This is a genomic window from Bradyrhizobium sp. 61 (genome assembly GCF_023073075.1).
In the GTDB taxonomy this organism is placed as follows: domain Bacteria; phylum Pseudomonadota; class Alphaproteobacteria; order Rhizobiales; family Xanthobacteraceae; genus Bradyrhizobium; species Bradyrhizobium barranii.
Map to the genome: position 1 here is coordinate 448,373 of NZ_JADPIU010000084.1, position 25,654 is coordinate 474,026.

At 64.4% G+C, this 25,654-nt stretch carries 24 protein-coding genes and 1 pseudogene; 12 read left to right on the forward strand and 13 right to left on the reverse strand.

The annotated features are described in order from the left end of the window. Positions 1-16: 16 nt before the first annotated feature. From arsC to IVB46_RS35530, 4 genes are read right to left on the reverse strand one after another with little or no spacing between them, the layout of a single operon-like run. Positions 17-436 carry an arsenate reductase (glutaredoxin) gene (gene arsC / locus IVB46_RS35515; protein WP_247344613.1) on the reverse strand — a complete coding sequence of 140 codons (420 nt, stop codon included), beginning with the start codon at positions 434-436 and terminating at the stop codon, positions 17-19. After that, the gene (locus IVB46_RS35520; RefSeq protein WP_247308403.1) at positions 433-1,134 is read right to left on the reverse strand and encodes an MIP/aquaporin family protein; all 702 of its coding nucleotides are present in this window, start codon (positions 1,132-1,134) and stop codon (positions 433-435) included. Before IVB46_RS35520 ends, arsC begins: the two co-directional genes overlap by 4 nt. Continuing rightward, on the reverse strand, positions 1,134-1,661 hold the full coding sequence (locus IVB46_RS35525) for an arsenate reductase ArsC (RefSeq protein WP_063984570.1): 528 nt from the start codon (positions 1,659-1,661) through the stop codon (positions 1,134-1,136). Before IVB46_RS35525 ends, IVB46_RS35520 begins: the two co-directional genes overlap by 1 nt. Further along, entirely contained in the window at positions 1,654-2,016 is a 363-nt protein-coding gene (locus tag IVB46_RS35530; RefSeq protein WP_063984569.1) for a metalloregulator ArsR/SmtB family transcription factor, read from the reverse strand. The genes IVB46_RS35525 and IVB46_RS35530 overlap by 8 nt, the downstream gene beginning before the upstream one ends. A gap of 98 nt (positions 2,017-2,114) precedes the next feature. On the opposite strand from IVB46_RS35530, the gene IVB46_RS35535 reads away from it, so the two are divergent. The 5 genes from IVB46_RS35535 to IVB46_RS35555 all read left to right on the forward strand — a co-directional run bounded on the left by IVB46_RS35535 (position 2,115) and on the right by IVB46_RS35555 (position 6,560). Continuing rightward, positions 2,115-2,315, forward strand: a complete 201-nt coding sequence (locus IVB46_RS35535) for a GDCCVxC domain-containing (seleno)protein (RefSeq protein WP_080586512.1) — start codon at positions 2,115-2,117, stop codon at positions 2,313-2,315. A gap of 89 nt (positions 2,316-2,404) precedes the next feature. Then, positions 2,405-2,722, forward strand: coding sequence for a helix-turn-helix domain-containing protein (locus IVB46_RS35540; protein WP_247308406.1), 318 nt, complete (start codon positions 2,405-2,407; stop codon positions 2,720-2,722). A 49-nt stretch (positions 2,723-2,771) separates the two neighbouring features. Continuing rightward, on the forward strand, positions 2,772-4,142 hold the full coding sequence (locus IVB46_RS35545; RefSeq protein ID WP_247308408.1) for an NAD(P)-binding domain-containing protein: 1,371 nt from the start codon (positions 2,772-2,774) through the stop codon (positions 4,140-4,142). After that, entirely contained in the window at positions 4,139-5,359 is a 1,221-nt protein-coding gene (locus tag IVB46_RS35550) for an MFS transporter (RefSeq protein ID WP_247309105.1), read from the forward strand. The genes IVB46_RS35545 and IVB46_RS35550 overlap by 4 nt, the downstream gene beginning before the upstream one ends. 28 nt (positions 5,360-5,387) lie before the next feature. Then, positions 5,388-6,560 (forward strand): MFS transporter, encoded by a 1,173-nt coding sequence (locus tag IVB46_RS35555; protein WP_247344616.1) that lies wholly within the window; start codon positions 5,388-5,390, stop codon positions 6,558-6,560. Between the two features lie 7 nt (positions 6,561-6,567). Here IVB46_RS35555 and IVB46_RS35560 read toward each other — a convergent pair whose 3' ends face one another. Next, positions 6,568-7,350 (reverse strand): sulfite exporter TauE/SafE family protein, encoded by a 783-nt coding sequence (locus IVB46_RS35560; protein ID WP_247308412.1) that lies wholly within the window; start codon positions 7,348-7,350, stop codon positions 6,568-6,570. A gap of 712 nt (positions 7,351-8,062) precedes the next feature. Here IVB46_RS35560 and IVB46_RS35565 point away from each other — a divergent pair. From IVB46_RS35565 to IVB46_RS35575, 3 genes are all read left to right on the forward strand, one after another. After that, a complete protein-coding gene (locus IVB46_RS35565) occupies positions 8,063-8,959 on the forward strand; it encodes a DUF1259 domain-containing protein (RefSeq protein ID WP_247308414.1) in 897 nt (298 codons plus the stop codon). A gap of 28 nt (positions 8,960-8,987) precedes the next feature. Continuing rightward, the gene (locus IVB46_RS35570; protein ID WP_247308416.1) at positions 8,988-9,584 is read left to right on the forward strand and encodes a Fe-Mn family superoxide dismutase; all 597 of its coding nucleotides are present in this window, start codon (positions 8,988-8,990) and stop codon (positions 9,582-9,584) included. A 142-nt stretch (positions 9,585-9,726) separates the two neighbouring features. Then, complete coding sequence (locus IVB46_RS35575) at positions 9,727-10,473, forward strand: sulfite exporter TauE/SafE family protein (protein WP_247308418.1); 747 nt, start codon at positions 9,727-9,729, stop codon at positions 10,471-10,473. A 72-nt stretch (positions 10,474-10,545) separates the two neighbouring features. On the opposite strand, the gene IVB46_RS35580 is transcribed toward IVB46_RS35575, so the two are convergent. Next, a complete protein-coding gene (locus IVB46_RS35580; protein ID WP_247308420.1) occupies positions 10,546-11,484 on the reverse strand; it encodes a transcriptional regulator GcvA in 939 nt (312 codons plus the stop codon). Between the two features lie 129 nt (positions 11,485-11,613). On the opposite strand from IVB46_RS35580, the gene IVB46_RS35585 reads away from it, so the two are divergent. Continuing rightward, positions 11,614-11,850 (forward strand): hypothetical protein, encoded by a 237-nt coding sequence (locus IVB46_RS35585; RefSeq protein ID WP_247308422.1) that lies wholly within the window; start codon positions 11,614-11,616, stop codon positions 11,848-11,850. Positions 11,851-11,890: 40 nt separating this feature from the next. Beyond that, on the forward strand, positions 11,891-12,583 hold the full coding sequence (locus IVB46_RS35590; protein WP_247308424.1) for a glutathione S-transferase family protein: 693 nt from the start codon (positions 11,891-11,893) through the stop codon (positions 12,581-12,583). A gap of 347 nt (positions 12,584-12,930) precedes the next feature. Here the strand turns inward: IVB46_RS35590 and IVB46_RS35595 are convergent, their stop codons facing one another. From IVB46_RS35595 to IVB46_RS35605, 3 genes are read right to left on the reverse strand one after another with little or no spacing between them, the layout of a single operon-like run. Continuing rightward, a complete protein-coding gene (locus IVB46_RS35595; protein ID WP_063984559.1) occupies positions 12,931-13,515 on the reverse strand; it encodes a DUF1254 domain-containing protein in 585 nt (194 codons plus the stop codon). Continuing rightward, positions 13,512-14,090 (reverse strand): DUF1214 domain-containing protein, encoded by a 579-nt coding sequence (locus tag IVB46_RS35600; RefSeq protein WP_028149914.1) that lies wholly within the window; start codon positions 14,088-14,090, stop codon positions 13,512-13,514. The genes IVB46_RS35595 and IVB46_RS35600 overlap by 4 nt, the downstream gene beginning before the upstream one ends. Positions 14,091-14,099: 9 nt before the next feature. After that, positions 14,100-16,385: a PBP1A family penicillin-binding protein gene (locus IVB46_RS35605; RefSeq protein ID WP_247308425.1), complete on the reverse strand. Its 2,286-nt coding sequence runs from the start codon at positions 16,383-16,385 to the stop codon at positions 14,100-14,102. A 293-nt stretch (positions 16,386-16,678) separates the two neighbouring features. On the opposite strand from IVB46_RS35605, the gene IVB46_RS35610 reads away from it, so the two are divergent. Both IVB46_RS35610 and IVB46_RS35615 read left to right on the forward strand, forming a co-directional pair. Beyond that, positions 16,679-17,194 (forward strand): YcgN family cysteine cluster protein, encoded by a 516-nt coding sequence (locus tag IVB46_RS35610; protein ID WP_247344619.1) that lies wholly within the window; start codon positions 16,679-16,681, stop codon positions 17,192-17,194. A 156-nt stretch (positions 17,195-17,350) separates the two neighbouring features. Continuing rightward, complete coding sequence (locus IVB46_RS35615; RefSeq protein WP_247308429.1) at positions 17,351-18,934, forward strand: MDR family MFS transporter; 1,584 nt, start codon at positions 17,351-17,353, stop codon at positions 18,932-18,934. A 3-nt stretch (positions 18,935-18,937) separates the two neighbouring features. Here IVB46_RS35615 and IVB46_RS35620 read toward each other — a convergent pair whose 3' ends face one another. The 4 genes and pseudogenes from IVB46_RS35620 to IVB46_RS35635 all read right to left on the reverse strand — a co-directional run bounded on the left by IVB46_RS35620 (position 18,938) and on the right by IVB46_RS35635 (position 25,538). Further along, positions 18,938-20,638: an alpha/beta-hydrolase family protein gene (locus tag IVB46_RS35620; RefSeq protein ID WP_247308432.1), complete on the reverse strand. Its 1,701-nt coding sequence runs from the start codon at positions 20,636-20,638 to the stop codon at positions 18,938-18,940. 21 nt (positions 20,639-20,659) lie between these two features. Further along, on the reverse strand, positions 20,660-23,173 hold the full coding sequence (locus tag IVB46_RS35625) for a GAF domain-containing protein (protein ID WP_247308434.1): 2,514 nt from the start codon (positions 23,171-23,173) through the stop codon (positions 20,660-20,662). A 95-nt stretch (positions 23,174-23,268) separates the two neighbouring features. After that, positions 23,269-24,912: pseudogene (locus IVB46_RS35630) on the reverse strand (thiamine pyrophosphate-requiring protein); the annotation flags it as partial. A gap of 191 nt (positions 24,913-25,103) precedes the next feature. Continuing rightward, positions 25,104-25,538, reverse strand: coding sequence for a hypothetical protein (locus IVB46_RS35635; protein WP_247308440.1), 435 nt, complete (start codon positions 25,536-25,538; stop codon positions 25,104-25,106). Positions 25,539-25,654 lie beyond the last annotated feature (116 nt).

The window sequence follows — 25,654 nt, forward strand, 5'->3', positions numbered from 1 at the left end:
TTCCGACCGAGGAGCGTTAGGGGCGGTGAGTTGCCTGGCGCGCTTCGACCACCTCGCCGTCCTCCTTTACGAACCGGCCGACCGGATTGTCGAGGAGATCGACGACGGCTTCGGAAGGGCGGCACAAGCGCGTGCCCTTCGAGGTCACGACGATCGGGCGGTTGATGAGAATGGGATGCGCGAGCATCTGGTCGATCAACTGGTCGTCGGTCCATTTGGGGTCGGCGAGGCCGAGCTCCTTGTACGGCGTGCCCTTCTCGCGCAGCAGTTCGCGAACTGGAATGCCCATCGCTGCAATCAGCTGCTTGAGCGTTTCGCGCGATGGCGGGGTCTTGAGATATTCGATGACCGTGGGCTCCGCGCCGCTCTGTCGAATCATCGCCAGCGTGTTGCGCGAGGTGCCGCAATCGGGGTTGTGGTAGATCGTGACGTTCATCGGGTCGTCTCCGCAATTGGGACAGGGCCGCGCGACTTCGACTGTCCGAGCAGCCAGTTCATCAACAGCATGCCGGCGAATGCTCCGCAGAGCTCCGCAAGGATGAATCCGGGCAGGTCGGTCGGACGAATGCCCGAGAACGTGTTTGTCAGCGACCGCGCGATGGCCACCGCCGGATTTGCAAACGACGTGGAGGCCGTGAACCAATAGGCTGCCGTGATGTAGAGGCCCACCAGCCAGGGAACCGCGGTCCGCTGGAATCGGATGCCGGCCAGGATCGTCGCGACCAGACCGAAGGCGGCGACCGCTTCGGCGAACCATTGCGGCCCGCCCGTTCGAACCTTCGTCGAGAAATCGAGCAGGGGAAGTCCGAACATCAGATGCGCGGCCATCGTTCCCGCGATGCCGCCGGCGATCTGCGCGACCACGTAGAGCACGGCTTCGTTGACCGGAAGCTCGCGCTTGCCGGTGAAGACGAGGGTCACCGCGGGATTGAAATGCGCGCCGGAGATCGGACCGAGCACGGTGATCAGGACAACCAGGATGGCTCCGGTCGGCAGGGTATTGCACAGAAGCGCCAGCGCCACGTCCTTGGTCAGCGTCTCGGCCATGATGCCGGAGCCGACGACGGTGGCGACGAGAATGCCCGTGCCGAGCGCTTCGGCTGCGAGGCGTCGCGAGAGGTCGAAATTGTCCATCAGCCGGCCTTCGGCGTTGAATGTGTTGCGCCCTGGGAGCGTCCGATCTCGCGCAGCTTGGTGCCGAGGGAGAGCTTGTCGATGCTCCTGAGCGGCAGGCTCACAAAGGTGTCGATCCGATTCTTGAGGTAGCGGAATGCGGTGACGAACGCTGCCTGTTTCTCCAGATCGGTACCTTCGGCTGCGGCGGGGTCCTCGATACCCCAATGTGCGGTCATCGGCTGTCCCGGCCAGATGGGGCAGGATTCACCGGCCGCATTGTCACAAACGGTGAAGACGAAATCCATCACTGGCGCATCGGGAGCGGCGAACTCCAGCCAGCTCTTCGAGCGCATTCCGTCGGCGGGGTAGTCCATGCTTTCCAGCGTACGCAAGGCCAGTGGGTGCACCGCGCCTTTCGGCGCGCTGCCGGCGGAGAAGGACTGAAAACGGCCGGCTCCGTCCTTGCGAAGGATCGACTCGGCGAGGATCGAGCGCGCCGAATTGCCGGTGCACAGGAACAAAACATTGTACATCTGGTCAGGCACGGCTTCGCTCCTTTCGCTTTGGCGAGCAGCAGGCTTGAAGGCTCTCGACGACCGGTTCGCAAACCTCCGGCCGGCCGCCGCAGCAATCCCGAAGCAGGAAAACCGCAACGTCCCTGAACTCCGCAAGGTTGGCGCGATAGACGATCGAACGGCTGTGTCGCTCGGAGGTGACGAGGCGGGCACGCGTCAGGATCGAGAGATGAGCCGAAAGCGTATTCGGCGGGACTTCCAGCAGACGTGCGAGGTCGCCGGCCGCAAGGCCATCGGGCTCGTGTCGGACCAGCGTCCGAAAGGCCTCCAGGCGGGTCGATTGTGACAGGGCAGCGAGCGCGAGGACGGCTTCTTCAGTTTCCATATATCCAGATTTATAGAAATGATGATAAAGCGTCAATTGAATTTCCGAACTCGCCGCGTTTAGAATGCGTTGTGTCTTGCGATCGAGGAAAGCCGGCAATGCAAACCCAATCGGTCATTACGTGTCCGGTCTGTCATCACGCCTCAGCCGAAACCATGCCGACCGACGCCTGTCAGTTCTTCTACGATTGCAAGGGATGCGGGACCCGGCTCAAGCCGACGAGCGGCGATTGCTGCGTCTTCTGTTCGTACGGATCGGTTCCTTGTCCGCCGATCCAGCAGAACGGAAAGTGCTGCTGAAGCCGCCCCGCCGGCGGCGGTCTCTCCCATATTTCCAATATTCTAGAAATACGGTTGACGGCGAGGGCGGATCGACGCATCTTATGCACATGAAGATCGATGACGCAGCAGTACGCTTGGAAGCCCTGGGTAACCGGACCCGGCTTCAGATCTATCGGGCCCTGGTCCGGGCTGGACAGCCGGGCATGCCCGTCGGCCGCTTGCAGGACAAGCTGAAGATCCCGGCATCGACGCTGTCTCACCACATCAAGTCTCTGGTTGCGGTCGGGCTCATTAGTCAGGTCCGCGAATCCACGACCCTGGTCTGCCACGCGAATTACGACGGGATGCGGGGCCTGGTGGATTTCCTGGTGTCGGAGTGCTGTGCGGACGAAACCGAATGCAAGGATACCAAAACGGCGGCCTGATTTTTTTGGCCGATTTATTCGATGATTCTAGAATAATGGAAGTAGCGAAATGAGCGGCGGAAAGACAGTTGCCATTATCGGGGCAGGGCCGGTCGGCCTGGCTGCGGCCGCGCACGTGCTCGAACGCGGCATGTCCCCCATTGTGCTCGAGGCCGGACCCGAAGCCGGACACGCCGTCCGCCAGTGGCAGCAGGTCCAGCTCTTCTCGCCGTGGGAGTACAATGTCGACAAGGCCGCCGCGCGCCTGCTTGCACCGACGGGATGGAATTCGCCGGACCCGCAATCCTATCCGACCGGCGGCGAACTGCTTGATCGATACCTGACGCCGCTCGCGACGCGAACGTCGCTACGCGATGTGATCCGGACCTCCAGCCGCGTCTCGGCCATCAGCCGCGTCGGCTTCGACAAGGCAAAGACCAAGGGGCGCGAGCAGGCGCCTTTTGAAATCCGCTATCAGAACGGCAAGGGGCCCGAGGTTCTGCGTGCAGATGCCGTGATCGATACCTCAGGCACTTGGTTCTCCCCCAATCCGGCCGGCCGCAATGGCTTGCCGGCGATCGGCGAGCCCGAATACGGCGACCGTGTCGCCTATGGCATGCCGGATGTCCGGGGTGTCGCTCGTTCCAGATATGCTGGCAAGACCGTTGCTGTCTTGGGCGCGGGCCATTCAGCGGTAGGCACGCTGATCGATCTCGTACATCTCGCCGACGAAGTGCCGGGTACGCAGCCTGTCTGGCTGTTGCGCGGCGCCGATCCCGCGAAGGCTTTTGGCGGCGGCCGTAACGATAAACTCGCGGCGCGCGGCGAACTTGGCAGTGCCTTCGCCGCACTGGTTGCCTCCGGGAAGATCAAGGTCGAAACCGAATTCGGCGTCACGCACCTCTCGGACTCCGAAGGCCGCCTCAAGATCGCGGCAGGGTCCTGTTGCGGTGGGCGAAGCGTGGTCGTGGACGAACTGATCGTGTCGACAGGTTTCCGTCCTGACTTCTCGTTCCTGTCTGAGTTGCGTTTGCGGCTCGATCCCGCCATCGAGGCACCGGTCGCTCTGGCGCCGCTGATCGATCCCAACGAGCATAGCTGCGGGACGGTGCGTCCACACGGCGCGCGCGAGCTCGCGCATGATGAAGCGGGCTTCTACATGGCTGGCATGAAGTCGTACGGCCGCGCTCCGACCTTCCTGATGATGACGGGTTATGAGCAGGTTCGCTCAATTGCGGCCGATCTCGCGGGCGACAAGGAGGCGGCGGCGAGGGTGGAGCTTGTGCTGCCGGAGACCGGCGTCTGCACGCGTGGCGGTGTCGAGGCCGCCGGGACCGCGTCGGGATGTTGCGGCGGGCCGGCGAAGCAGGATTTGTCCGCCTGCTGTGCTGCCGACGAAACGGCCAAGAAGGCCGGCGCTTCGGGGTGCGGTTGTTCATGAAGCAAGTTCTCGCGGGCCAAGCCCGAGGCGCGCTCGGCGTCGTCGCCGCGCTCGGCACCGCGCAAACGGTTGCATGGGCGTCGAGCTATTATCTTCCGGCCATCCTGGCTGCGCCGATTGCGCGCGATCTCGGTCTCGCGCCGACTTACGTGTTCGGCGCGCTGTCGGGAGCGCTCGTCATCTCTGGTCTGCTCGGCCCGCGCGTGGGGCATGCCATCGATACGTTTGGCGGGCGCAGCCTGCTTGCCATTTCGAACCTCGTGTTTGTGGCAGGCCTGCTCCTGCTGTCCGTGGCCCATGGCGTGGCCGTGCTGATTGCGGCCTGGGCGTTGCTCGGGATCGGCATGGGCATGGGCCTGTATGAGGCGGCCTTTGCGACGCTTGCGCGCATCTACGGTACCAATGCACGACGAACCATCACCGGCATCACGCTGATCGCCGGTTTCGCCAGCACGCTCGGCTGGCCCCTCACGACCTGGCTCGCGTCGGAGTACGGCTGGCGCGTCGCCTGTCAGGTATGGGCGGCGATCCATATCGCTGTTGCGTTGCCGCTCAATCTCTCGCTGCCGCGCGCCGTCCCATTGGACCAGCAGGCTCAACCGGGGCCGGGTGCAATCCAGCAATCCGGACGCCAGAGCGAGACCTTTGCGATGGTGCTGCTGGCTTACATGTTCGCGGCAGCAAGCTTCGTCAGTTCGGGCATTTCGGCCATTCTGCCGACCATGCTGGTTGCGTTCGGCGCGACACCGGCTCAGGCCCTGCTCGCGGGAGCGTTGGTGGGGCCTGCGCAAGTCGGCGCGCGGCTGCTGGAAGCAGGATGGCTCGCCCGGTTTCACCCACTGCTCTCGGCGAGGCTGGCCATGCTGATGAATCCGATTGGCGTCGTTGCGCTGGTGATGGGCGGACCCTTGCTCGCGTCGACCTTCACGGTGCTGTACGGAGCGGGCAACGGCATCATCACCATTGCCCGTGGGACACTCCCATTGGCGCTGTTTGGGCCGGCCGGATTCGGCAAGCGGGTCGGCATGATCTCGCTGCCTTCTAGACTGACGGGTGCCGCCGCGCCGCTCGCACTGGGGCTGATGGTGGAGCACATCGGCAGCAGTGCGCTGTGGATCAGCGCGCTCGTCTCGGTCTCGGCCTTCTTCGCGCTCTTGCTGCTTCGCACCGAGCGGGCAAACTCAACGCCGCTCCAGGTAGGAGAACAAAATTCGTAAGCTCGGCGGCCGGTCTCTGATTGCGGTGATGTGCATAGGGCAGGTCGGCAACCTGCTGCCGCATGTGACCTTGTCCGCAAATCTGGCGCAGCATTTGATGCCGGAGTGGGGCCTCTCCGCCGCCGAAGGCGGGCTGATGGCAAGCGGTTATGCGTTCGGTTACATGCTCGCGGTGCCCGTGCTGACGACGTTGACCGACCGGATCGATGCGCGGATTGTCCTGCTCTGGGGCTCGATCGTCAGCGGGCTCGCGACTGCAGCGTTCGGAATCTTCGCGCAAGGGTTCTGGTCGGCGACCGCGATCTGGTCCCTTGCAGGACTTGGTTTTGCCGGCGCCTACATGCCGGGCCTGAAGGCGCTGACGGACCGGCTTCCCGCCGGCGACACCTCGCGCGCCGTTACGCTGTACACCTCGAGCTTCTCGGTCGGCGTCGGCCTCTCGTTCCTGGTCGCCCAACTGATCGCCGACCGCTGGGGGTGGCGCACCGCCTTCCTCGTCACCGGCCTCGGTCCCGTCGCCATGGTCGTCGCGTGCCTTCTGATGCGGGAGCAGCGGCCCGCGCCGAAGGCGGGGCGCCTGCTCAACTTCGCACCCGTCTTCGCCAACCGCGAGGCGCTCGGTTACATCCTCGGCTACGGCGCGCATTGCTTCGAGCTTTACGGCATCCGCACCTGGCTGGTTGGGTTCTGGACCTTCGTCGTTGCGCACCAGGGCGCGCCGTCTTGGTTGAGCCCCGTCGTGCTGAGCTTCTGCTTTGCGGTGATCTCGATGCCCGCAAGCATCCTCGGCAACGAGGCCGCGCTGAAATTCGGCCGCCATCGGGCGATCACGGTCGTCATGATCGCGTCGGCCTGCGTCGCACTTATCATCGGGCTCAACGCGACGGCGCCGGCATGGGTGCTCGCACTGCTGCTCCTCGCCTATGGCCTGACCGTGCCCGCCGATTCAGGTGCGTTGACTGCCGGCATGTCTGCCGCGGCGACTTCCGAACATCGCGGCGCGACCCTGGTCTTGCATTCGACGGTCGGCTTCGGTCTGTCGGCGGTCGGAGCCTGGGGAACCGGCGCCGCGCTCGACGCCGCCGGCGGCCCACAGAGCGCGACCGGCTGGCTGCTGGCGTTCGTCGTTCTTGCGGCCGGCATTGCGCTCGGTCCGTTCGCGCTGCTCTGGGCGCGGATGGATCGAACGCATCACGGCTGAGCCAGCTCTACTCGTGCCGCCATATCTCCACGGCTGAGATGACCAGGATCGCAGCCAATCCCGGCAAAAGAATCGAATTCGGGACAACGCCGAGCAGCAAGCCGCCGATGAATGTACCGACGATCGATCCGATCGCCATTGCAAGCATGAACTGCCAGTTGGCGCGGAGCACTGAAAAATTCTGATCGCGGCTATAGCGCGCGAAGCCCACGAGCATCGTCGGAAGGCTTACCGCGAGTGAGAGGCTGCCTGCCAGCTTGACGTCCGCGCCGAACAGCAGGATCAGGGTGGGGATCAGGAATTCTCCACCGGCAATGCCGAGCAACGACGCCACGATGCCAATCACGAAGCCTGCCGCTACGCCCGCGATAATCAGGTACACGCCGGTCAGCGCCGGGGCGGGTGCTGCCGCAGTGCCGTGTGCGAACAGAAGCACACCTGCGATCAGCAGCAACAAGACGGCTATGATCTTGTAGAGCGTTTCGGACTTGAGGCGCGTCGCCCAGGATGCTCCGGCATAGGCGCCAACAAGACTGCCCGCCAGCAGGTTCAGGATGACCGGCCAATGCGCATATATTTCGGCAAAGGGAACGGCGCGGGCACGAAATGGCAGTGCGCTGGCCACCACGATCAGGCTCGTCGCCTTGTTGAGGATCACGGCTTCAAGACCGCGAAACCTGAACAAGCTGATGAGCAGCGGCAGACGAAACTCGGCGCCACCGAGCCCGACGAGGCCGCCCAAGGTACCGATGATTGCGCCCGAGCCGAACGCGGCGGAATTGTTTCGCATGGTCACGACGGAAAAAATGCGCTGGTGCGCGAAACTGGACTTGCCCGCAATCCGTCGTGGCGGGGAGCTTCACACCTGCTTACGGCAGGGCGTGGGGCTGAGGAACAGGCTAGTCTAGAATCTCGGGCGTTGCAAACTTACGTCCACTCGGCTTCGAGCGGCAGGAGACGATGACGATCCTTCGATCATGGCTCGCTTTGCTCCGACATGAAAAAAACCGCGACGGATTGCTCCGCGCGGGTGTTACGAACTTTAGATGCTGCCGGTATGCCGGTCTTTTGCTCGACGTGCAAAAGGTTCCAAACCGTCGGTGCTATCCTCGCGACGTGCCTCCGATGACTTCTGCATTCCCCGACTTAAGCAGGTTGACAGTTCGGCCATCCGGGTTTTAATTCGCCGCTACGGGGATGTGCGATCTCCCCGTGAGGCGACATGCCCAAGTATCGCGTCCTTAATCACCAAGGGCGCAGCATGTCAGCATCATACATCCCCATTTCTTCCGGCAGATTATCTAGACTGATCGGCACGGCGAATACGCCGGCGCTTATCGATGCGCGCATTGACGGGGACGTCTCAGCCGACCCCCGCCTGATACCCGGCGCCGGGCGACGCTCGCGCGACGTCCAGGATTGGGCCTCCCGCTTGATGGGCCGATGCGATCAATCTCGGGGCGTGCTTAGCCGCAGCTGCTTCAAGACTTTGGAGCACATCAATGAGAAACACACTCTTCGCGTTCATCGGTCTCGGCGCCTGCCTCCTTGGCTCGGTCTCGACGGCTCAAGCGCAGAACATCGACTGGCAGAAGGTTGACGAGACGCTGGGCCGCAAGCCCGCCGTCTCGGACGACGTCCACCGCTACGGCTTTCCCCGCAGCGATCTCTCCGTGACGTTGGACGGGGTGACGATCAAGCCGGCGCTGGCGCTCGGCGGCTGGGTCGCGTTCAAGCCTGGGCACGGCGGCGTCATGGTCATGGGCGACCTCGTGCTGCTCGAAACCGAGATCAATCCCGTGATGGCGAAGATGATCGCGAATGGCCTTGAGATCACCGCCATCCACAATCATTTGCTGCGCGCGAGTCCGGCGACGTTCTACATGCATGTTGCCGGGCACGGGGACCCGGTCAAGCTCGCCGCTGCGATCCACGATGCACTTGCCGAAAGCAAGACTCCATTGACCGTCGCAGCGCCGGCGAGCCCGCCGCCGGCCGTGGATCTCGACACCGCGAAGCTCGACCAGATTATCGGCAGCAAGGGACAGGCCAACGGAGGCGTCTACCAATTCAACGTGAAGCGACGTGATCCGATCACGCAAGATGGCATGCCATTGACCCCCGTCGCTCCAATGGGCGTTGCGATCGGTATCAACTTCCAGCCGACCGGGGGCGGGAAGGCGGCCATCACGGGCGACTTCGTGCTGACGGGCAACGAGGTCAACCCTGTCATTCTGGCGCTGCGCACGCACGGCATCGAGGTGACCGCGCTGCATAGCCACATGCTGGATGAGCAGCCGCGACTTTTCTTCATGCACTTCTGGGCGAACGACGACGCCGTCAAGCTCGCCGAAGGATTGCGTGCGGCCTTGGACAAGACTGCCAGCACGAAGAGTTGAGCCAAAGATCGGGGGAAGGAGACGCCCGATGCGTTACGAAGCCAAGCCGATGCTGTTCGATCCGAAGTCGATCAACGGCATCTCCGAAAAGGTTCTTATCAGCCACTACGAGAACAACTACGGCGGGGCCGTGAAGCGGCTCAACGCGATTGGCGCGCAGCTCGCAGAGCTCGATTTCGCCAAGGCGCCGAACTTTCTTATCAACGGCCTGAAGCGCGAGGAGTTGATCGCAACGAACTCGATGATCCTGCACGAGATCTACTTCGACGGTCTTGGTGGAGCCGAGAGGCCGAGCGGCGCTCTCGCCGATGCGATTGCGCGCGACTTTGGCAGCATCGAGCGCTGGCGTACGGAATTCGCAGCCATGGGCAAGGCCGAAGGCGGCGGCTCGGAGTGGGTGATCCTTGCCTATTCACCCCGTGACGAGCGGCTCATCAATCAATGGGCCGCAGATCATACGACAACGCTCGCCGGCGGTCGGCCGGTGCTGGTGCTCGACATGTATGAGCACGCCTATCACATGGATTTCGGCGCTGCCGCCGCCCGCTATGTCGACGTCTACATGGAGGCCATTCGCTGGGAGAACGCCGCCAAATTGTACGATCGATACGCCGGGGAATCCTGAAAGAGGCGCGGGCCCGCATTTCGAGGCGATGGGGGATCGGACGCTGAGGTAAACAAGTGATCGATTGCGGGGACCCGCGACCTCCCCATCAGATGGATATCCATCCAAGTGCTCGCCTGCATTGTTCTTGGGGAGACGACCCATGGATGGACCTGTCTTCGCTCTCTTCGCACTTGCCGCGCTCGCTGGCGGCTTCGTCAGCGGCTTTTCCGGATTCGCCATGGGCCTCGTGGTGTCGGGCGTCTGGCTGCACATCATCACGCCGATGCAGACCGCTACCTTGATCGCAGGCTACGGCTTGCTCACGCAGGGCTACGGCATCTTCAAGCTGCGACATCTCCTCGACCTTCGGAAGGCTTGGCCGCTCGCGCTCGGAACTGTCGTCGGCATCCCGATCGGCGTCAGCATTCTCGCCTACCTGAACCCCAGCTACCTCCGATTTGGTGTGGGGCTCCTGCTGTTGCTCTACGCAATCTATGGCCTGACGAAGCCCGTATTCGCTCCGGTGAAGATCGGAGTCGGGGCCGATATCGCCATTGGCGTTTCCAACGGCTTGCTTGGCGGCCTGACGGGGCTCGGCGGCGTGATCTCGACGATTTCCTGCCAATGGCGCGGCTGGCCCAAGGACGTGCAGCGCGCGGTGTTTCAGCCGGTGTTGTTCGTGGCGTTCGTTGTCATTTCGACCGCTCAAGCCGTAGCCGGCACCATCACCAGGGAGACGCTGGTGCTCTATGCGCTCGGCGTTCCCTTCATGGTCGCCGGCCTTTGGTCCGGGTTCAAATTGTTCGGCAAGATCAACGATGAGAACTTTCGCAGGACCGTGCTGGCGCTTTTGCTGCTCGCGGGATTGTCGCTGATCGCATCGGTACTGTCGTTCGGACTGCGTTGATATCAGCCGAAGCCCCGGCGGCTTACCACCTCGGACTATTCTCCGCGGACGAGAAAATCGCCGGAAAGAGGCCTATCGCCGCCTCGCTGCCTTTGGTGTCCCGGTGACGGATTTAAGCAGGCGCAGGTCGCTCGCGGCCTCCGCGAGCAGCCAGTCACGAAATGTCGCAATCTTCGGAAGTGACGCGGTCGCCTTGGGGCAGACGATCCAATAGCTCTTCGACAATGGCACCGACTCCGGGAAGGGCAGCGCCAGCCGTCCATTGATCAGGTCCCAGGCCCCTAATGTCGTGCGGGCCAGGGCGATGCCCTGGCCGTTGATTGCGGCATCGATGACCATGCTGGCGCGATTGAGCACCGGACCATGCGTGACATCGGCGTCGTCAATGCCGACGCCACGTAGCCAATTTGCCCAGTCGGATCTGCTGTCGAGGTGGATCAGGGGAAATCTCAGGATATCCGCGACCCCGCCGATGCGGCGGCGTCCCGACAGCAGCTTGGGACTGCATACGGCGAAGAGCCGTTCCGTGCAGAGCCTTGTGGCATCGAGGCCCGGCCAGTTTCCATCGCCATGGCGGACCGCAAGATCGACCTCCTCACGCGCAAAATCGACGTGATGCATCGTTGCCGAGACGCGGAGATCGATTCCCGAATGCGCTTCCGCGAAATGGCCGAGGCGATGCACCAGCCATTTGGCGGCAAAATCCGGGGACGTGCTGACCGTGAGCACGCCTGCGTTTTGTCGCTGCAACAGCCGCTCCGTACCCGCGGCAATTCGGTCCAGCGCATCGCGTATCACCGCGAGATAGTCGCGGCCCGCTTCCGTGATGATCAGGCGCTGGCGCTCGCGGCTGAACAGCTTGATGGCGAGCTCCGTTTCCAACGCCTTGACCTGATGGCTCACCGCACCTTGCGTGACGCACAGCTCTTCGGCGGCCCGCGTGAAGCTCTCGTGGCGGGCTGCGGCTTCGAAGGCCTTTAGTGCGTTCAACGGTGGCAAACGCGGGCGCATGACGCACCCTCCTGAGGGACTTCATGAGAAAAATTGGGGCTGGCCCGAGAAACGATGCTTTGCGGACTTTGCCCTGCCGGCCCTATGCAGGCGGCCACGACACGAAATCATGGGAGTTGGAGGCAATAAATGTCAATACCTATTGCCGATCGTGGTTTTCCGTCGCGAGTTCGACGCAGCGCGACGGCTGCGGATCATAAACAAAATTCATGGCAGGCGTTGATCGGCAGATGGCTTGCCCGTATCGAGCGGATAAATCAGCGCGACGATCTTCGCGCGATTGCCGACAATCCCCATCTCCTTGCCGATCTCGGGCTCACCCGGGAAGAGGCCTTGGAGCAAGCGAACAAGCCGTTCTGGCGCTGATCGAGCCCGATCGACAGCAAGCGAACCGGGAGGAGAAAAGATGTCCGAGACCATCGTTTACGGCTTTCCCCGCAGCACGTTCGTCAACATCGTGCGGCTCGTCCTCACCCACAAGGACGTGGCCTACCGCTTCGAGGACCTCGAGCCCGTGATGGGCAGGAGCGAGCATCTCGCGCTCCATCCGTTCAACCGCGTTCCGATCTTCCGGCACGGCGACTTCACCGTCTACGAGACGCGCGCCATCGTCGGCTACATCGACGAGGTGTTCGCGGGAGCACGGCTGACGCCGCAGAACCCGCACGCGCGGGCTCGCATGAATCAATGGATCGGTGTCGTCGATTCCTACGTCTATCCCTACATGATCTACCATGTGACCCACGAGCGGCTGGTGTTTCCCGAGCTCGGGATTGCATCCGACGAGAAGGTGGTGGCGCACGCACTGCCCAAGGTCGAGAACGCACTCGTGGCCATCGAGCGCGAGCTCGCCGATGGTCGGGGCTACCTCCTCGGTCCAGAACTCTCGATCGCGGATTTCTACCTTTTGCCAAGCACCTTTGCGTTCAGCCTGACGGAGGAAGGCAAGGCCATGTACCCGAAATATCCGGCCTTCTGTCGATGGCGGGAGCGCATGGAGAGCCTGCCGACGACGCAGAAGCTGCGCGCGATCCTGCCGCCGCGCGCGCCCATTGCGCATGCCCGCGAGTGGGCGCACTCGCACCGCCCGAGATATTGAGCTAGGCTTGGACTGACACTGGGGGCAGGGACTTTCCGCCAGGTACCCGACGCAGTGGATTGCGTTTTCGAGCGGCGGGGGACGACGGTGATCCTTAGATCACGGCAACCTGTGCTACGACATGAAAAACGCGGCGGATTGCTCCGCCGCGGGTGTTACGAACTTTCGATGTTGCCATCATGCCAGTGTTTTGCCCGACGTGTCAAAGGCGGCCAAAATGGTCTCGCCGCTGAGGTCGCGCTGCTGCTGATCGGTCGTTCAAATTAGCTAACAGTTTCAATGCCCCCGCTACTGTGCATGGGGTTGTTTTTCAGTTTTTGTATTGCGGCTCGCCGAAACGGCCGCGCTCAGCGCCGTCCGCGCGGCGCTTCGGCCTTGGCGGGCGCCTCTGTTTGCGGCGCGCAGGTCGCAGCCTGAAGCGAGTTTTGCGCCTGCTGCATCAGGCCAGGCTCGGCGGCGAGCGCCTTCATCACGATCAGGCCGGTGGTAGCAGGGGAATCGATGATGAGGCGGTCGGCCGCGGTGATCTCTTCGTCCTCAGGCAATTCGTTGTGCTGCGGCTCGGTCATCAGGTCGAGCTCGATCACCTTCTTGCCGGCGGAGCGGTCGTTGATGGCGTAATAGGCGATCTCGTTGCGGGTGTAGAACGACACCGAGGTGTAGGCCTGGCTCACCGGCACCGTAAGCTTGAGCGGCCCGCCCGTGAGGTCGTAGCGGCAGATCGCGATCGCGAAGGCCGGGTCCATGAACGGCATCGGCGAATTGTTGGGATCGGCGAGGGGAAGCTGCGTCACGGCGTTGAGCTTGGTCATCGGCGTCAGCCGCGAATAGGCGTCCTGTGTCGCGATCCGCGGCAGCGCCAGCACGCTGACGAGATGGACCACGAGGCCCAGCACCACGCCCGCGACGATGGTGAACATCAGGCGGATCATGAGCAGCCCACCGTCTTGATCGTGGGCATCGGCGCATCGCGCTGGGTGCGCGTCGCGACCCCGACCGGTGTGTCGTAGAGGCGCAGCATCAGCGCGTAGCGCTCGATGCCGCCGGTCGGCAGCCAGTTGCCGGCGCGCGAGCGCGAGGCGATGCGGATCTCGAACGTCCCGTCGGACTGCCGCACGATCTCCTGGCTGGTGAAGCCATAGCGCTGCAGCGAGTTGGCGACGAGGTGGCCCTTGCGGTCGTACAGCGTCAGCGTCCAGAACCGCGCCGGCGGCGTCACGCCCGAGACGACGACGTCGCAGCGGCCGTCGAGCGCCTTTTTCTTCTCGTCGGCGGTCGCGGTGAAGGCGACGCCGTCACCGGTGCCGATCGGCAACTCGCCGTTGCGCACGATGGTGGCGCGCGAATAGGGATCGACGTCGGCGGTGCCGGTGCGGGGGCGGGCGGTCCACGGGCCGATGGTCAGCGCGCCGATCTCGGTGCCGCGCGTCGTCGTCATCCAGGTCGCGCCGACGCCGACCACGCTCGCGAGCAAAAGGGCCGTCAATGTGATCAGGATCAGCCGCACGGGTTTCGATCAGTTCTTGCGCGGAGCGGATGCATTCGCATTCTCTTCCGCGTAGTTCTGCGGGAAGGCGAGCGCGCTCGTCGACGAGGCCGGCTTGGCCAGCTTGTCGTCGTCGGCAGCCGCCTTGGTCGCGGTCCTGGCGGCGTCATCGAGCAGCTTCTCGACGCGCACCAGGACGTCGGCGCCGCGCTTGGTCAGCACGGGCGGCGGGCCGGGCTTGGTCTCCAGCACCTTCGGCGCCGCATTGGCCTGCGCTGCCGTCGGCTGCGGCGGCAGCTTCTGGCCCATGCCGATGCCGGGGATTTCCCGGACCTCGACGCCCTGATGCGCGGTGACCATGATGTCGTGCCAGGTCTGCGCCGGCAGCGATCCGCCGGTCATGCGGTTGGTCGGCGAATAGTCGTCATTGCCGTACCACACCGCGCAGGTGAAATTGCCGGTGTACCCGACGAACCAGGCATCACGATACGCATTGGTCGTGCCGGTCTTGCCGGCGGTCGGAATGCCGTCGAGCGCGGCGCGGCGCGCGGTGCCTTCGCTGACGACGTGGCTCATCATGCCGGCCATGTCGGCGGCAACGGAGGCCGGGATCGCCTGTCGCGGTTTTGGACCGTCGCGGTCCCAGCGCCAGACCGGATCACCGGCACCGGTGCGCACTTCCAGCACCGAATGCGGCGTCACCGCCTTGCCGCGGTTGGGGAAGGTGGCGTAGGCGACGGCGTGCTCGATCACGGTGACTTCGTCCGAGCCGATCGGCAGCGACGGCGTGTCGGGCAGCGGTGCCTTGAGGCCGAAGCGGCGGGCGACCTCGACGATCTTGGCGCGGCCGAGCTTGGCCGGGTTCGGCGCCTTCGGCTGTTCCTTCTGGCCGATGGCAATGGACAGCTTGACGGGCACGACGTTGATCGAGCGCGTGATCGCCTGCGTCAGCGTCACCGAGCCGGAATAGGAATGGCCATAGTTCTGCGGACACCAATTGCCGATGCAGACCGGACCGTCGACCACGATCGAGTTTGGCGTGAAGCCGTTGAGGAGCGCGGTGGTGTAGACGTAAGGCTTGAACGACGAGCCGGGCTGGCGGTAGGCGTCGGTGGCGCGGTTGAACTGGCTCGCGCCGTAGTCGCGGCCGCCGACCATCGCGCGGATGCCGCCGTCGAGATCGGAGACGACGGTCGCGGCCTGCGTCGCGTGATAGTCGCGGCCGAACTGGCGCAGCTGGTTCTCGATGGCGTCTTCCGCGGCCTTCTGCACGTTGGTGTCGATCGCGAGGCGCACCACGAAGACGCGCTCGGTGTACGACTTCGGGAAGGTGTCGACCAGCTTGCGCATCTCGTCGAAGGCGTAGTCGAGATAGTAGTTCGGCGAGGCCTCGTCGCGGCGATCGACCGCGAAGGCCGGGTTGCGGCGGGCGCCGAACACCTGGCCCTCGGTCATGAAGCCGGCATCGACGAGGTTGTCGAGCACGACGTTGGCGCGGGCACGCGCCGCGGGCAGGTTGATGTGGGGCGCGTATTTGGTCGGCGCCTTGAACAGGCCGGCGAGCATCGCGGCTTCCGCCAGCGTCACGTCGCGCGCGGATTTGTTGAAGTAGAAGTGGGCTGCGCCGTCGACGCCGAAGGTGCCGCCGCCCATATAGGCGCGGTCGAGATACAGCTTGAGAATCTCGTTCTTGGTCAGGCGCCATTCCAGCCAGACCGCGAGGAAGGCTTCGTTGACCTTGCGCTCGATGGTGCGCTCGTTGCTCAAGAACAGGTTCTTGGCGAGCTGCTGGGTGATCGAGGAGCCGCCCTGGCGGACGCCGCCGGCCTGGGCGTTGGTGACGAGTGCGCGCGCGGTGCCGGCGATGTCGATACCGAAATGCTCGTAGAAGCGGCGGTCCTCGGTGGCGAGCGTCGCCTTGATCAGCACGTCCGGAAAGTCTTCCAGCGGGATCGAGTCGTTGTGCTTGATGCCGCGGCTGCCGATCGGGTTGCCGTAGCGGTCGAGGAACGACACCGCCAGGTCGGACTTCTTCAGCCAGTCCTCGTCCGCGGTCTCGCGGAAGGCGGGGATGGCGAGGGTGAGCATCACCACCAGGCCGCCGAGGCCCAGCGTCGCGGCCTCCGACAGCGGCTCGATGAACACCCAGCGCTTCCACCGCCCGACATAGAAGCGGTCCATGAAGGTCGAGTAGCGCTCGTAGAGCTCGCGGATGCCCTTGGCGGAGGAGAACAGCGAGGAATCGATGCGCGCGTCGAGGTCCAGAAAGAAATTCCGGATGCGGCTCTTCCAGTTGGATGGTGTGTTCTGGACCACCTAGAACCCTTGAGGCTCGGTTCGACAGCGTTCAGGCACCCGGCCGGGGCGGCACCGAGACGTCTTGAGGGAATGTTACGACAAACCCAAGGCGCCGGTTTCGCGTCCGAGGGGACTTGCTGTTCCTTCTAGCCGAGCAGGGCCCATAAACCAATGGTCAGGCTCGCGATTTTGAACAACAGGCCTAATTGACCCCGGTTCATTACGGGCCTCAATTGGGCGTTGCTTGCAGCGTCCCGGCCGCACGCCGTAGATGAACGAGCCGTAGCTCTTTCGAACCCTTGTTGAGGCGCATGACCGCAGCTCCCAAACGACCTTCAGGCCAGGAAGGATTCTTCTGGAAAACCAAGACGTTGGAAGAGCTGTCGACGGCCGAATGGGAGAGCCTGTGCGACGGCTGCGGCCGCTGCTGCCTGAACAAGCTCGAGGACGAGGATACCGGCGATATCTATTTCACCCATGTCGGCTGCAAGCTGCTCGATGCCGGGACCTGCGGCTGCAAAGACTATCCGAATCGCTCCGCCAAGGTTCCCGATTGCGTCCGCCTGACCCCGGCCAATGTCCGCACCCTGAACTGGCTGCCGCCGAGCTGCGGCTACAAGCTGGTCGCCGAAGGGCGCGACCTCTATTGGTGGCATCCGCTGGTCTCGGGCGATCCCAACACCGTTCATGAAGCCGGCGTCTCCGTCCGCGGCCGGGTCGAGGGCAGCGAGGAGGAGATCCTGGACGAGGAGCTCGAGGACCACATCGTGCAATGGCCGGCGCAGCTGCCGAAACGGGCACGCCTGAAGCGACGTCCGAAGGACTGACCCGCCTGCGACGTCGAATCACGTCATCGCGATGACCCCGCGGCGGGATGCACCCATGCGCCGCGGTGCCTGCCTGAGAAGAACTTTCCTCTCTACATTGCCTGCATAGAACGAATCCTCCGCGGCGTTTGCGCCTCCTCACGGCTTCCGATCGAGATGAACAAGTTCGACCGGCAGAGCAGTTCTGCCGACATTCAGGCTTTGCCTGACGACATTGCCGAAGAGCTGTCCCGCCTTCCCAGCGAGGTCTTGAGCGTCGACGACGCGCCTTCGCTCGCGCCGCCGGCGCCGTTGTCGCAGGACGAGGTCCGGACCATCGTGATCAGCCTGATGCTGACGATGTTCCTGGCTGCGCTCGACCAGACCATCGTCGCGACCGCGCTGCCGACCATCGGGCGCCAGTTTAACGACGTCTCCAACCTCTCCTGGGTCATCACCGCCTATCTGCTCGCCTCGACCGCGGTCGCACCGGTGTTCGGGACGCTGAGCGATATCTACGGCCGCCGCGTGATGATCATCATTTCGCTCAGCCTGTTCGTCGCCGGCTCCGTGCTGTGCGCGATCGCGCCGAACATGCCGATGCTGATCCTGGCGCGCGGCCTTCAGGGCCTCGGCGGCGGCGGCATCATGCCGGTCGTGCAGACCGTGATCTCCGACGTCGTCTCCCCGCGCGAGCGCGGCCAGTACCAGGCCTATTTCTCCAGCGTCTGGATGGTCGGCGGCATTTTGGGCCCGGTCATCGGCGGCGTGTTCGCCGAGCATCTGCACTGGTCGATGATCTTCTGGATCAATCTGCCGCTCGCGGCCGCCGCCATCGCGATGCTGCTGCCGAAGATGAAGAAGATCCCGGTGTTCCACCGCAAGCGCAAGGTCGACTGGCTCGGCGGCGTGCTGCTGATGGCCTCTGCGGTCGTCTTCATGCTGGTGCTGACCTGGGGCGGCACGCGCTATCCCTGGCTCTCGCCGACGGTGCTTGCGATGGTGGGCGGCGCCGTCGCGCTCGCGGTCACCTTCGTCTGGCACGCGCGGCGGGCCGACGAGCCGTTCCTGCCGTTGAAGCTATTGACGGGTTCGGTGGCGCCTTTCGCCATGACAGCCGGGGGCTGCGGGCTCGGTGCGATCACGGGCCTCACCGTGCAGCTGCCGCTCTACTACGAGTCGGTCTACCATCTCAGCGCCAGCGAGGCGGGCCTTGCGCTGATTCCGCTCGCGGCGGTCTCGACCTGCGGCGCGGCGATTGCCGGCCGCACCATGGCGCGCGCAAAACACTACAAGCGCGTTGCCATCATCGGCACGTCCTGGGCCGCGCTGTGCGGCCTCGCCCTCACGGTCACCACCTTGCCGCTGTGGGGCTTGCTGATGCTGATGGCCGCCTTTGCGCTCGGCCTCGGCACGACATTTCCGGTCTGCGTGGTCTCGCTGCAGAATTCGGTCGCGCGCCCGCAAGTCGGCACCATCACCGGCGCGATGAACTTCTTCCGCTCGCTGATGTCCTCGTTCACGGTCGCAGCGTTCGCGGCGATCCTGCTGATCGCGCTCGGCACCGACGTTCCGCTGGCCGGCGAGCATCACGCCGCGGGTGCCATCGCAATTCCCTCCGACGACATGCGCCACGCCTTCCGCTACGTCTTCGGCGCCGCCACCGCGCTGATGACCACCGCCGCGCTCTGCCTGATCATGATGGAGGAGCGGCCACTCGCCGGCCCCTCCGTCACGCAGCAGGTGGAGATGGCGGAGTAGGGGTTAGCCGCCGCGATCGGGATCGTCGTCGGCATCACTTGCGTTCGTCTTTCGCGCCTTCGCCGCGAGCTGTTCCTTGAGCTTCGCGAGTGCTTCGGCGGACCAATCATTCACATCTGTCACCGCAACCCAGGCATCGACGTAATGCTCGGGCGCGTAGACATGGCCAAAGCCCATCGGCGTCGCGGTCGCGACCGCCATGTCGAGGGCGAGCTGCAGCATCGTCACGACAGGATACCATCGCAGCTCCGGTGACACGTCCGGCCCGCGCGGCGCGTTCATCCAGTCCGGCGCCCGATAGGCGTCGCGGTAGGCGAAGAAGGTGATCGCGTCGCTGGCATATTGCAGATAAACGACGCGCATCGGCCCCCAGGGCCTATCCGCCGGCACCGTCGGCCCGTTCTGGTTCATGAAGCGGACGAGGCGGCCGTCGCGGAATTCCGGGAGCCAGGCCGGCGATCCCGGATTGCGGTTCGCGGTGACCGAGCGCCAGATGCGGCTCTCAAATGGCGCCCCGCTCCATAGCGCGCCGCCAATGGGATCCCCGATCGTCTCGAACAGCTCCGCGGATTTCTCCGAGTTCATGGCGCCGAGGCTCAGTCCGTGCAAATACAGCATCGGCCGCTTGTCCTTCGGCAGCGTCGTCCAGTAGCCGTAGATCTCCGCGAATAACGCGCGCGACGCCTCGGCGCCGTATTCGGGCTGAAACAGCAGCGACAGCGGGCTGTTGAGATAGGAGTACTGCATCGCGACGCTCGCGACATCGCCATGGTGGAGATATTCGACCGTATCCATCGCGGCCGGATCGATCCAGCCGGTGCCGGTCGGCGTGATGACGATCAGGATTTTGCGGTCGAAGCCGTGCTGGCGCTTGAGCTCCTCGAGCGCGAGCCTGGCGCGCGCTTGCGCGGTGTTGCGGCTGCCGAGCCCCACATAGACGCGCACGGGATTCTGCGCGGGCCTTTCCGTGACGGCGCTGATCTCGGCTGCGGTCGGGCTTGAGGCGATGAACCGGCGCCCCATGCGCCCGAGCTCCGTCCATTTCACCAGCGATGCCGGGCTTCCCGTCCGGTCGGCTGCGGTCGGCTGCGGCCGCTCCGGCTCGAACAGAACATCGAGTTCGCGGAAGGACGAATCGAGTGCGTTGAACGCCGTGCGGATCAGGACATTGCTGGCGATCGACCAGAACAGCAGGGCTGCGATGAGCACGCCGATCACGTTCGCGACCTTCCGCGGAACGAGGCGTCGTGTGCGCGCGGCGAGAAAGCGGGCGACAAGCGCGAACAGCCGCCCCAGCGCCAGCAGCACGACGAACGTGATCAGGGCGATGACGCAGACCTTGAGCGGATGGGCGGTCTCCAACGGCGCCATCTTCATCACGGCGCGGATCGAGTTCTGCCATTCGGCCGTGCGCCACAGGAAGACGATGACGACGAGCAAGCAGACGGCTGCGGCCAGTGCATTCGCAATTGATCTTGCGCGCGCCGAAGGTTCGGGCAGTTCGAGATAGTGCCACAGCCGGCGCCACAGGATTCCGGTGAAATAGCCGATCGCAAAGCAGCCGCCGGCGAGGGCGCCTTGCGTGAGATAGCTGCGCGGGATCAGCGTCGGCGTCAGCGCGGCCGCGAAGAACAGCGCACCCAGCGTGAGGCCGACGCCGGACAGCGACAGCAATTGTCGCCGAATGAGCCGCACTGGATTCATGAAACCACCTCGCGAGCGACGCTATCCTCTGGTCGGGTCCGGAAAGCTGCTCTTTCGAGGCAGCAGGATCGTAAACTCGGTGAACGCGCCGGGCTCTGTCGCGACGTCGATCGTGCCGCCGTGCTGCTTCACGATGATGTCGTGGCTCATCGACAGCCCGAGACCGGTACCTTCGCCGGCCGGCTTGGTCGTGAAGAACGGATTGAACATCTTCGCCTTCACGTCTTCCGGAATGCCGGTGCCGTTGTCGCGGATGCGGATCTCGATGCTGTCGCCGCGGTCGCGGGTCGCGGCGATCACCACCGGCACGTAACCGGCGCCGCTGCCCATCTGGCGCCGGGTCACCGCATAGAAGCCGTTCGAGATCAGGTTCAAGAGCACCCGGGATATCTCCTGCGGAAACACCTCGGCCGAACCCGCCGCCGGGTCCAGCTCGCTCTTCAGCGTCACGTCGAAGAGCGGCTTCTCGGCACGCGCGCCGTGATAGGCGAGGTTGAGACTCTCCTCGACCAGCGCGTTGATGTCGCTGAGCCGATGCTCGCCGCCGCCCTCGCGCGAATGCAGCAGCATGTTCTTGACGATGGAATCGGCGCGCCTTCCGTGCTGCACGACCTTTCCAAGATTGTCCCTCAGCAGCCCCGTCAGCTCGTCGACCTCCGCGCGCAGATCGTCGGCGAGCGGGACGGGCGCAAGCACCTCGTTCAGCTCGTCGGTCAGCTCGGCCGAGAGCGAGGCGAAATTGTTGACGAAGTTGAGCGGGTTCTTGATCTCGTGCGCGATGCCGGCGGTGAGCTGGCCGAGCGAGGCCAGCTTTTCGGTCTGGACCAGACGGTCTTGCGCCGCGCGCAAATCGTCGAGCGATCTGGCGAGCTCCCGCGTGCGGTCCTGCACCTCGTTGAACAGGCGGGTGTTCTCGACCGCGATCACGGCCTGGTCGGCAAAGGTCTTGAGCAGGCTGATCGCCTTGTCCGGGAAAGGGCCGGCCTCGCGGCGCGTCACGCCGATGGTTCCGATCGCAATGCCGTCGCGCAGCATCGGAATCACGAGAATGCTGCGATAGCCTCGCGTCCGCGCCAGCTCCCGCATCGCCTCCGTGAGGTCGGGCTCGTTCTGCATGTCGCTGCGGAAGGCGTATTCACCACTCGTCGCCACCCGACTGTGAATGCCCGATGCCGCAAGCGGCGCTGGGAACGAGCTACGCAGCTCCGCGTTGCCGGCCTCGTTGTCAGTAGTGAACGCGGCCAGATGCAGCATGCCGTTGATGACGCGGGTGACGGTGGAGGAATGTCCGCCGACCAGCGCCTTGGCACTGTCGGAGATGGCCTGGAACACCGGCGTGACGTCCGCCGGCGAGGCCGCGATCACCTTGAGGATGTCGGCGGTCGCGGTCTGCCGTTCCAGTGCTTCCCGGGTGGCGTTGAACAGGCTGACATTCTTGACCGCGATCACCGCCTGGTCGGCGAAGGTCTGCAGCAGCCGCACATGATGCTCGGCGAATGCGCCGGTCGTCCGCCGCGTGGCGATGATGACGCCTTTGGCCTCGCCCTCGCTCATCAGCGGTGTGAACAGCATGCTGCGAAAGCCGCGGGCGCGCGCGATGTCGCGTGCCGCCGGCTCGAGCTCGGTATCCGGCAGCTGCGCCGATTCACCATGGGCCGTGAGCTGGTACGCCGGGAACTGCGCGAACGGCACCGGGAACGAGGCCTGGAGCACGCGATCGCCGGCCGGATCGCCCGGCGTGAATGCCACGAGGTGCGCGGCGCCGTCGACATAGCGCAGCACCGCGGTGGAGAAGCCGCCAATCAGCCGGTTGGCGTTGGCGGCGACGGCGTCGAACACCGGCTGCACGTCGGAGGGCGAACTCGCCAGCACTTTCAGAATGTCGGCGGTCGCGGTCTGCCGTTCCAGTGATTCCCGCGTCTCGTTGAACAGGCGCGCGTTCTCGATCGCGATCGCGGCCTGGTCGGCAAAGCTCTGTTGCAGCGCCATCTCGTCATCGGTGAAGGGCGCGAGGCGGTCGCGGTAGACGATCAGCGCGCCGATCGCCTTGCCTTCAAGCCGCAGCGGCGAGCCGGACATCGAACGCGTGCCGGCGGCGCGAGCGTGAGGCATGCCGGGCCAGTCGGCGATGGCCGGATCGACATTGTCGAGATCGGGGACATGAACCTGCCGGTTCTCGGCCACGATGGTGCCGGGCATGTTGCGGCCGCCGATCTTGAGCTGGGCGAGCGGCACGCCGGCGCCGACGCGCATGGAGCTGTCACCGACCCGGATCACCCTGGACCACCCGTCGCCTTCCGCAATGTGAATGGTGGCGCTCGGCGCGCCGAACAGATGCATGGTCGCTTCCGCGATCTGTTGCAGCGAGCCCTCAGCATCGCCCGAGGAGTTGGCGATGGTGCGCAGGATCTCCATGCTGGCGTTCTGGCGGTCGCGCGCAATGGCAAGCTCGGCCTGCAGGCGGGCATTCTCGGCCGCTTGGGATCGCAATTGCCGTTCGAGCTCGGCGGCCTTGTCCTGGGGAGGCGCGGTCATTGATAATCCGGCTAAGCGCCGCGACGTACGCGGTACCAAGCCCGATTATCACATCTCCTGCGGCCGGAGCCAGCGCCCACAGCCTTGTGGCCGCCTCAAGTCCCTGGCCGCGACACCTCGGTCTCCTTGCTGGTGATGAACTCCAGCAGCACCGGCACGCCTTCCTTCGTCTTCTGGATGCCGCGCTTGATCGCGGGGATGATGTCCTCCGGCCTCGTCACCCGCTCGCCATGACCGCCAAAGGCGCGCGCCATCGCGGCATAGTCGCCGGAAATGTCGGTCGAGCGATATTTCTCGGTCGAGATCGGCATCACCTTCAACTCGATCGCCATCGAGAAATTGTTGAGCAGGATCGACATGATCGGGATGCGCTCGCGCACCGCGGTCTCGAAATCCATACCGGTGAACCCGATGGCGGCGTCGCCCCAGACATTGATGCAGAGCTTGTCGGGCTTTGCGAGTTTTGCGCCCATCGCGAGCCCAAGGCCGTAGCCGAGCTGCGTCGTCTTGCCCCAGCCGAGATAGGTGAGGGGCTCGACCGCCTTCCAGAACGGCGAGAGCTGGTCGCGCGGGCTACCGGCATCATGGGTGATGATGGTGTTGCTGACGTCGACGGTGTGCTGGAGGTCCCAGAGCACGCGATAGGGGCTGAGCGGTGCGTCATTGCTGGTGAGTTTTGGCATCCATTTCGCCAGCCACTCCTTGTGCGAAGCGGCGATCTCGGCCGCGACCGCTGATGCGTCGCGATCCGCCGTGACGGTCTTGCCGATCTCCTCCAGCAGAGCATCGAGCACGAGGCCGGCATCGCCGACGAGGCCAACCTTGGCTTCCACATCCTTGTTCAGATGGTTCGGATCGAGCGTGGAGTGGATGATGGTCTTGCCCTTGGGCATCGCGATGCCAAAGCTGGTCTCGGTGAAGGAACAACCGATGCCGAAGATGACGTCGGCCTCAGCGAGGAATTTCGGGACCGCGCGCGGCACCGCGAGGCCGCCCGAGCCGAGCGACAGCGGATGCGTTTCCGGGAACGATGATTTGCCCCCTAAGCTGGTGGTGACGGGAATGGCGAGCCGCTCGGCGAGCCGCTTCAGTTGCGGCCAGGCCTGCGCGTAGTGCACGCCCTGGCCGGCATAGATCACGGCGCGCTTCGCGTTGACGAGCAGGGCTGCCGCCTCCTTCACATGAACAGGATCGGCGCCGTAGCGCGTGCGCAGCACCGGCGTGTAGTTCAGCGGCTCCGGCACCTCCTCGTTCCACATGTCGGCGGGGATCTCGACAATGACGGGCCCACCGCGGCCGTTCTTGAGCTTGGTGAAGGCACGGCGAAAAATGTTGGTGACCTCGGACGCTAAAATGATCGGCTCGGACGATTTCGAAAACGGCTTCATCGCCTCGCTGGAATTGAAGTTCGGCTCGATATGCGCGAGCCGGCGCTGATAGCCCATCGGCAGCACCAGCACGGGCACGGATTCGCCGTAGCATTGCGCAACGCCACCCATCGCGTTCTCGGCGCCGGGCCCATGCTGCATGCAGAACGCGCCGATCGAACGCCCCGACGTCACCCGCGAGATCGCGTCCGCCATATGCACCCCGACGCGTTCCTGCCGCACCATCACGGGCCGGATCTCGGCCTTGGCCGCGTGCTCGATCAGATGGTTGACCGGATAGCCGCAGAGGATTTCGATCCCCTCGCGCTTCATGATTTCCGCAATGGCGGTGCCGAGCTTCATGGCGTCTCTCTCCTCAGGCTTGGCCGGTTGCTCCGGCCGATTGGGGAGAGAGGATCAGGAATTTACAGGAGGGTAAAGCACGGGTGGGCGACGGTCGCGGTAGGTCAGCCATGCAGCGAGCTGCCGTAGCCTGGATAGAGCGACTTGTCCGCCGTAGCTCGAAGAGCGAAGGCGGAAGCGCAATCCGGGCTACAAACGTCCTATTTGCAGTTTTTGCAGATCGTCAGCTTTCGTTTCAGCGCCTCGTCTTCCTGATCGACCGATGACTGGCCGCCGAGGCCATTTGTATCGGGATTGGACGCGGAATTGGACTTGGCGCCCTTTGCTGCGCGTGACCTCACGGGCGGCGTCACCTGGCTTGAGGCGTCATTGTCGTCGACGGTGCCTACGCTGAAGCCGTCGTAGTCGGCGGCCGGATTAGGCATCGGCGGAGGCCCGCCGATCACAGGGGGCGAAGCCTCCCTGCCGGATGTCGCCGGCGGAGTTCTGGAAGTTTTGGCGCTCGCGCGTGGCGGCGATGCACTGGGCGGAGCAAGCGAAACCGGAGGCGCGACCGAAGTCTGTCCTTTCGCGCTGTCGTGCGACCAGGCGCCGACAAACATGAGGCTGAGAGCCAAGAGCGTCACGCTTCTCATCCGCATCCTTCAAATCGCTCTGGTCCAATGATTGCGCATGGCCCGTCGAACCACGCCGGGCCGAAGACTATCAGGACTCAAAAGGCCGTCAAAGCGCGGGAGCGCGAGGATGTGGT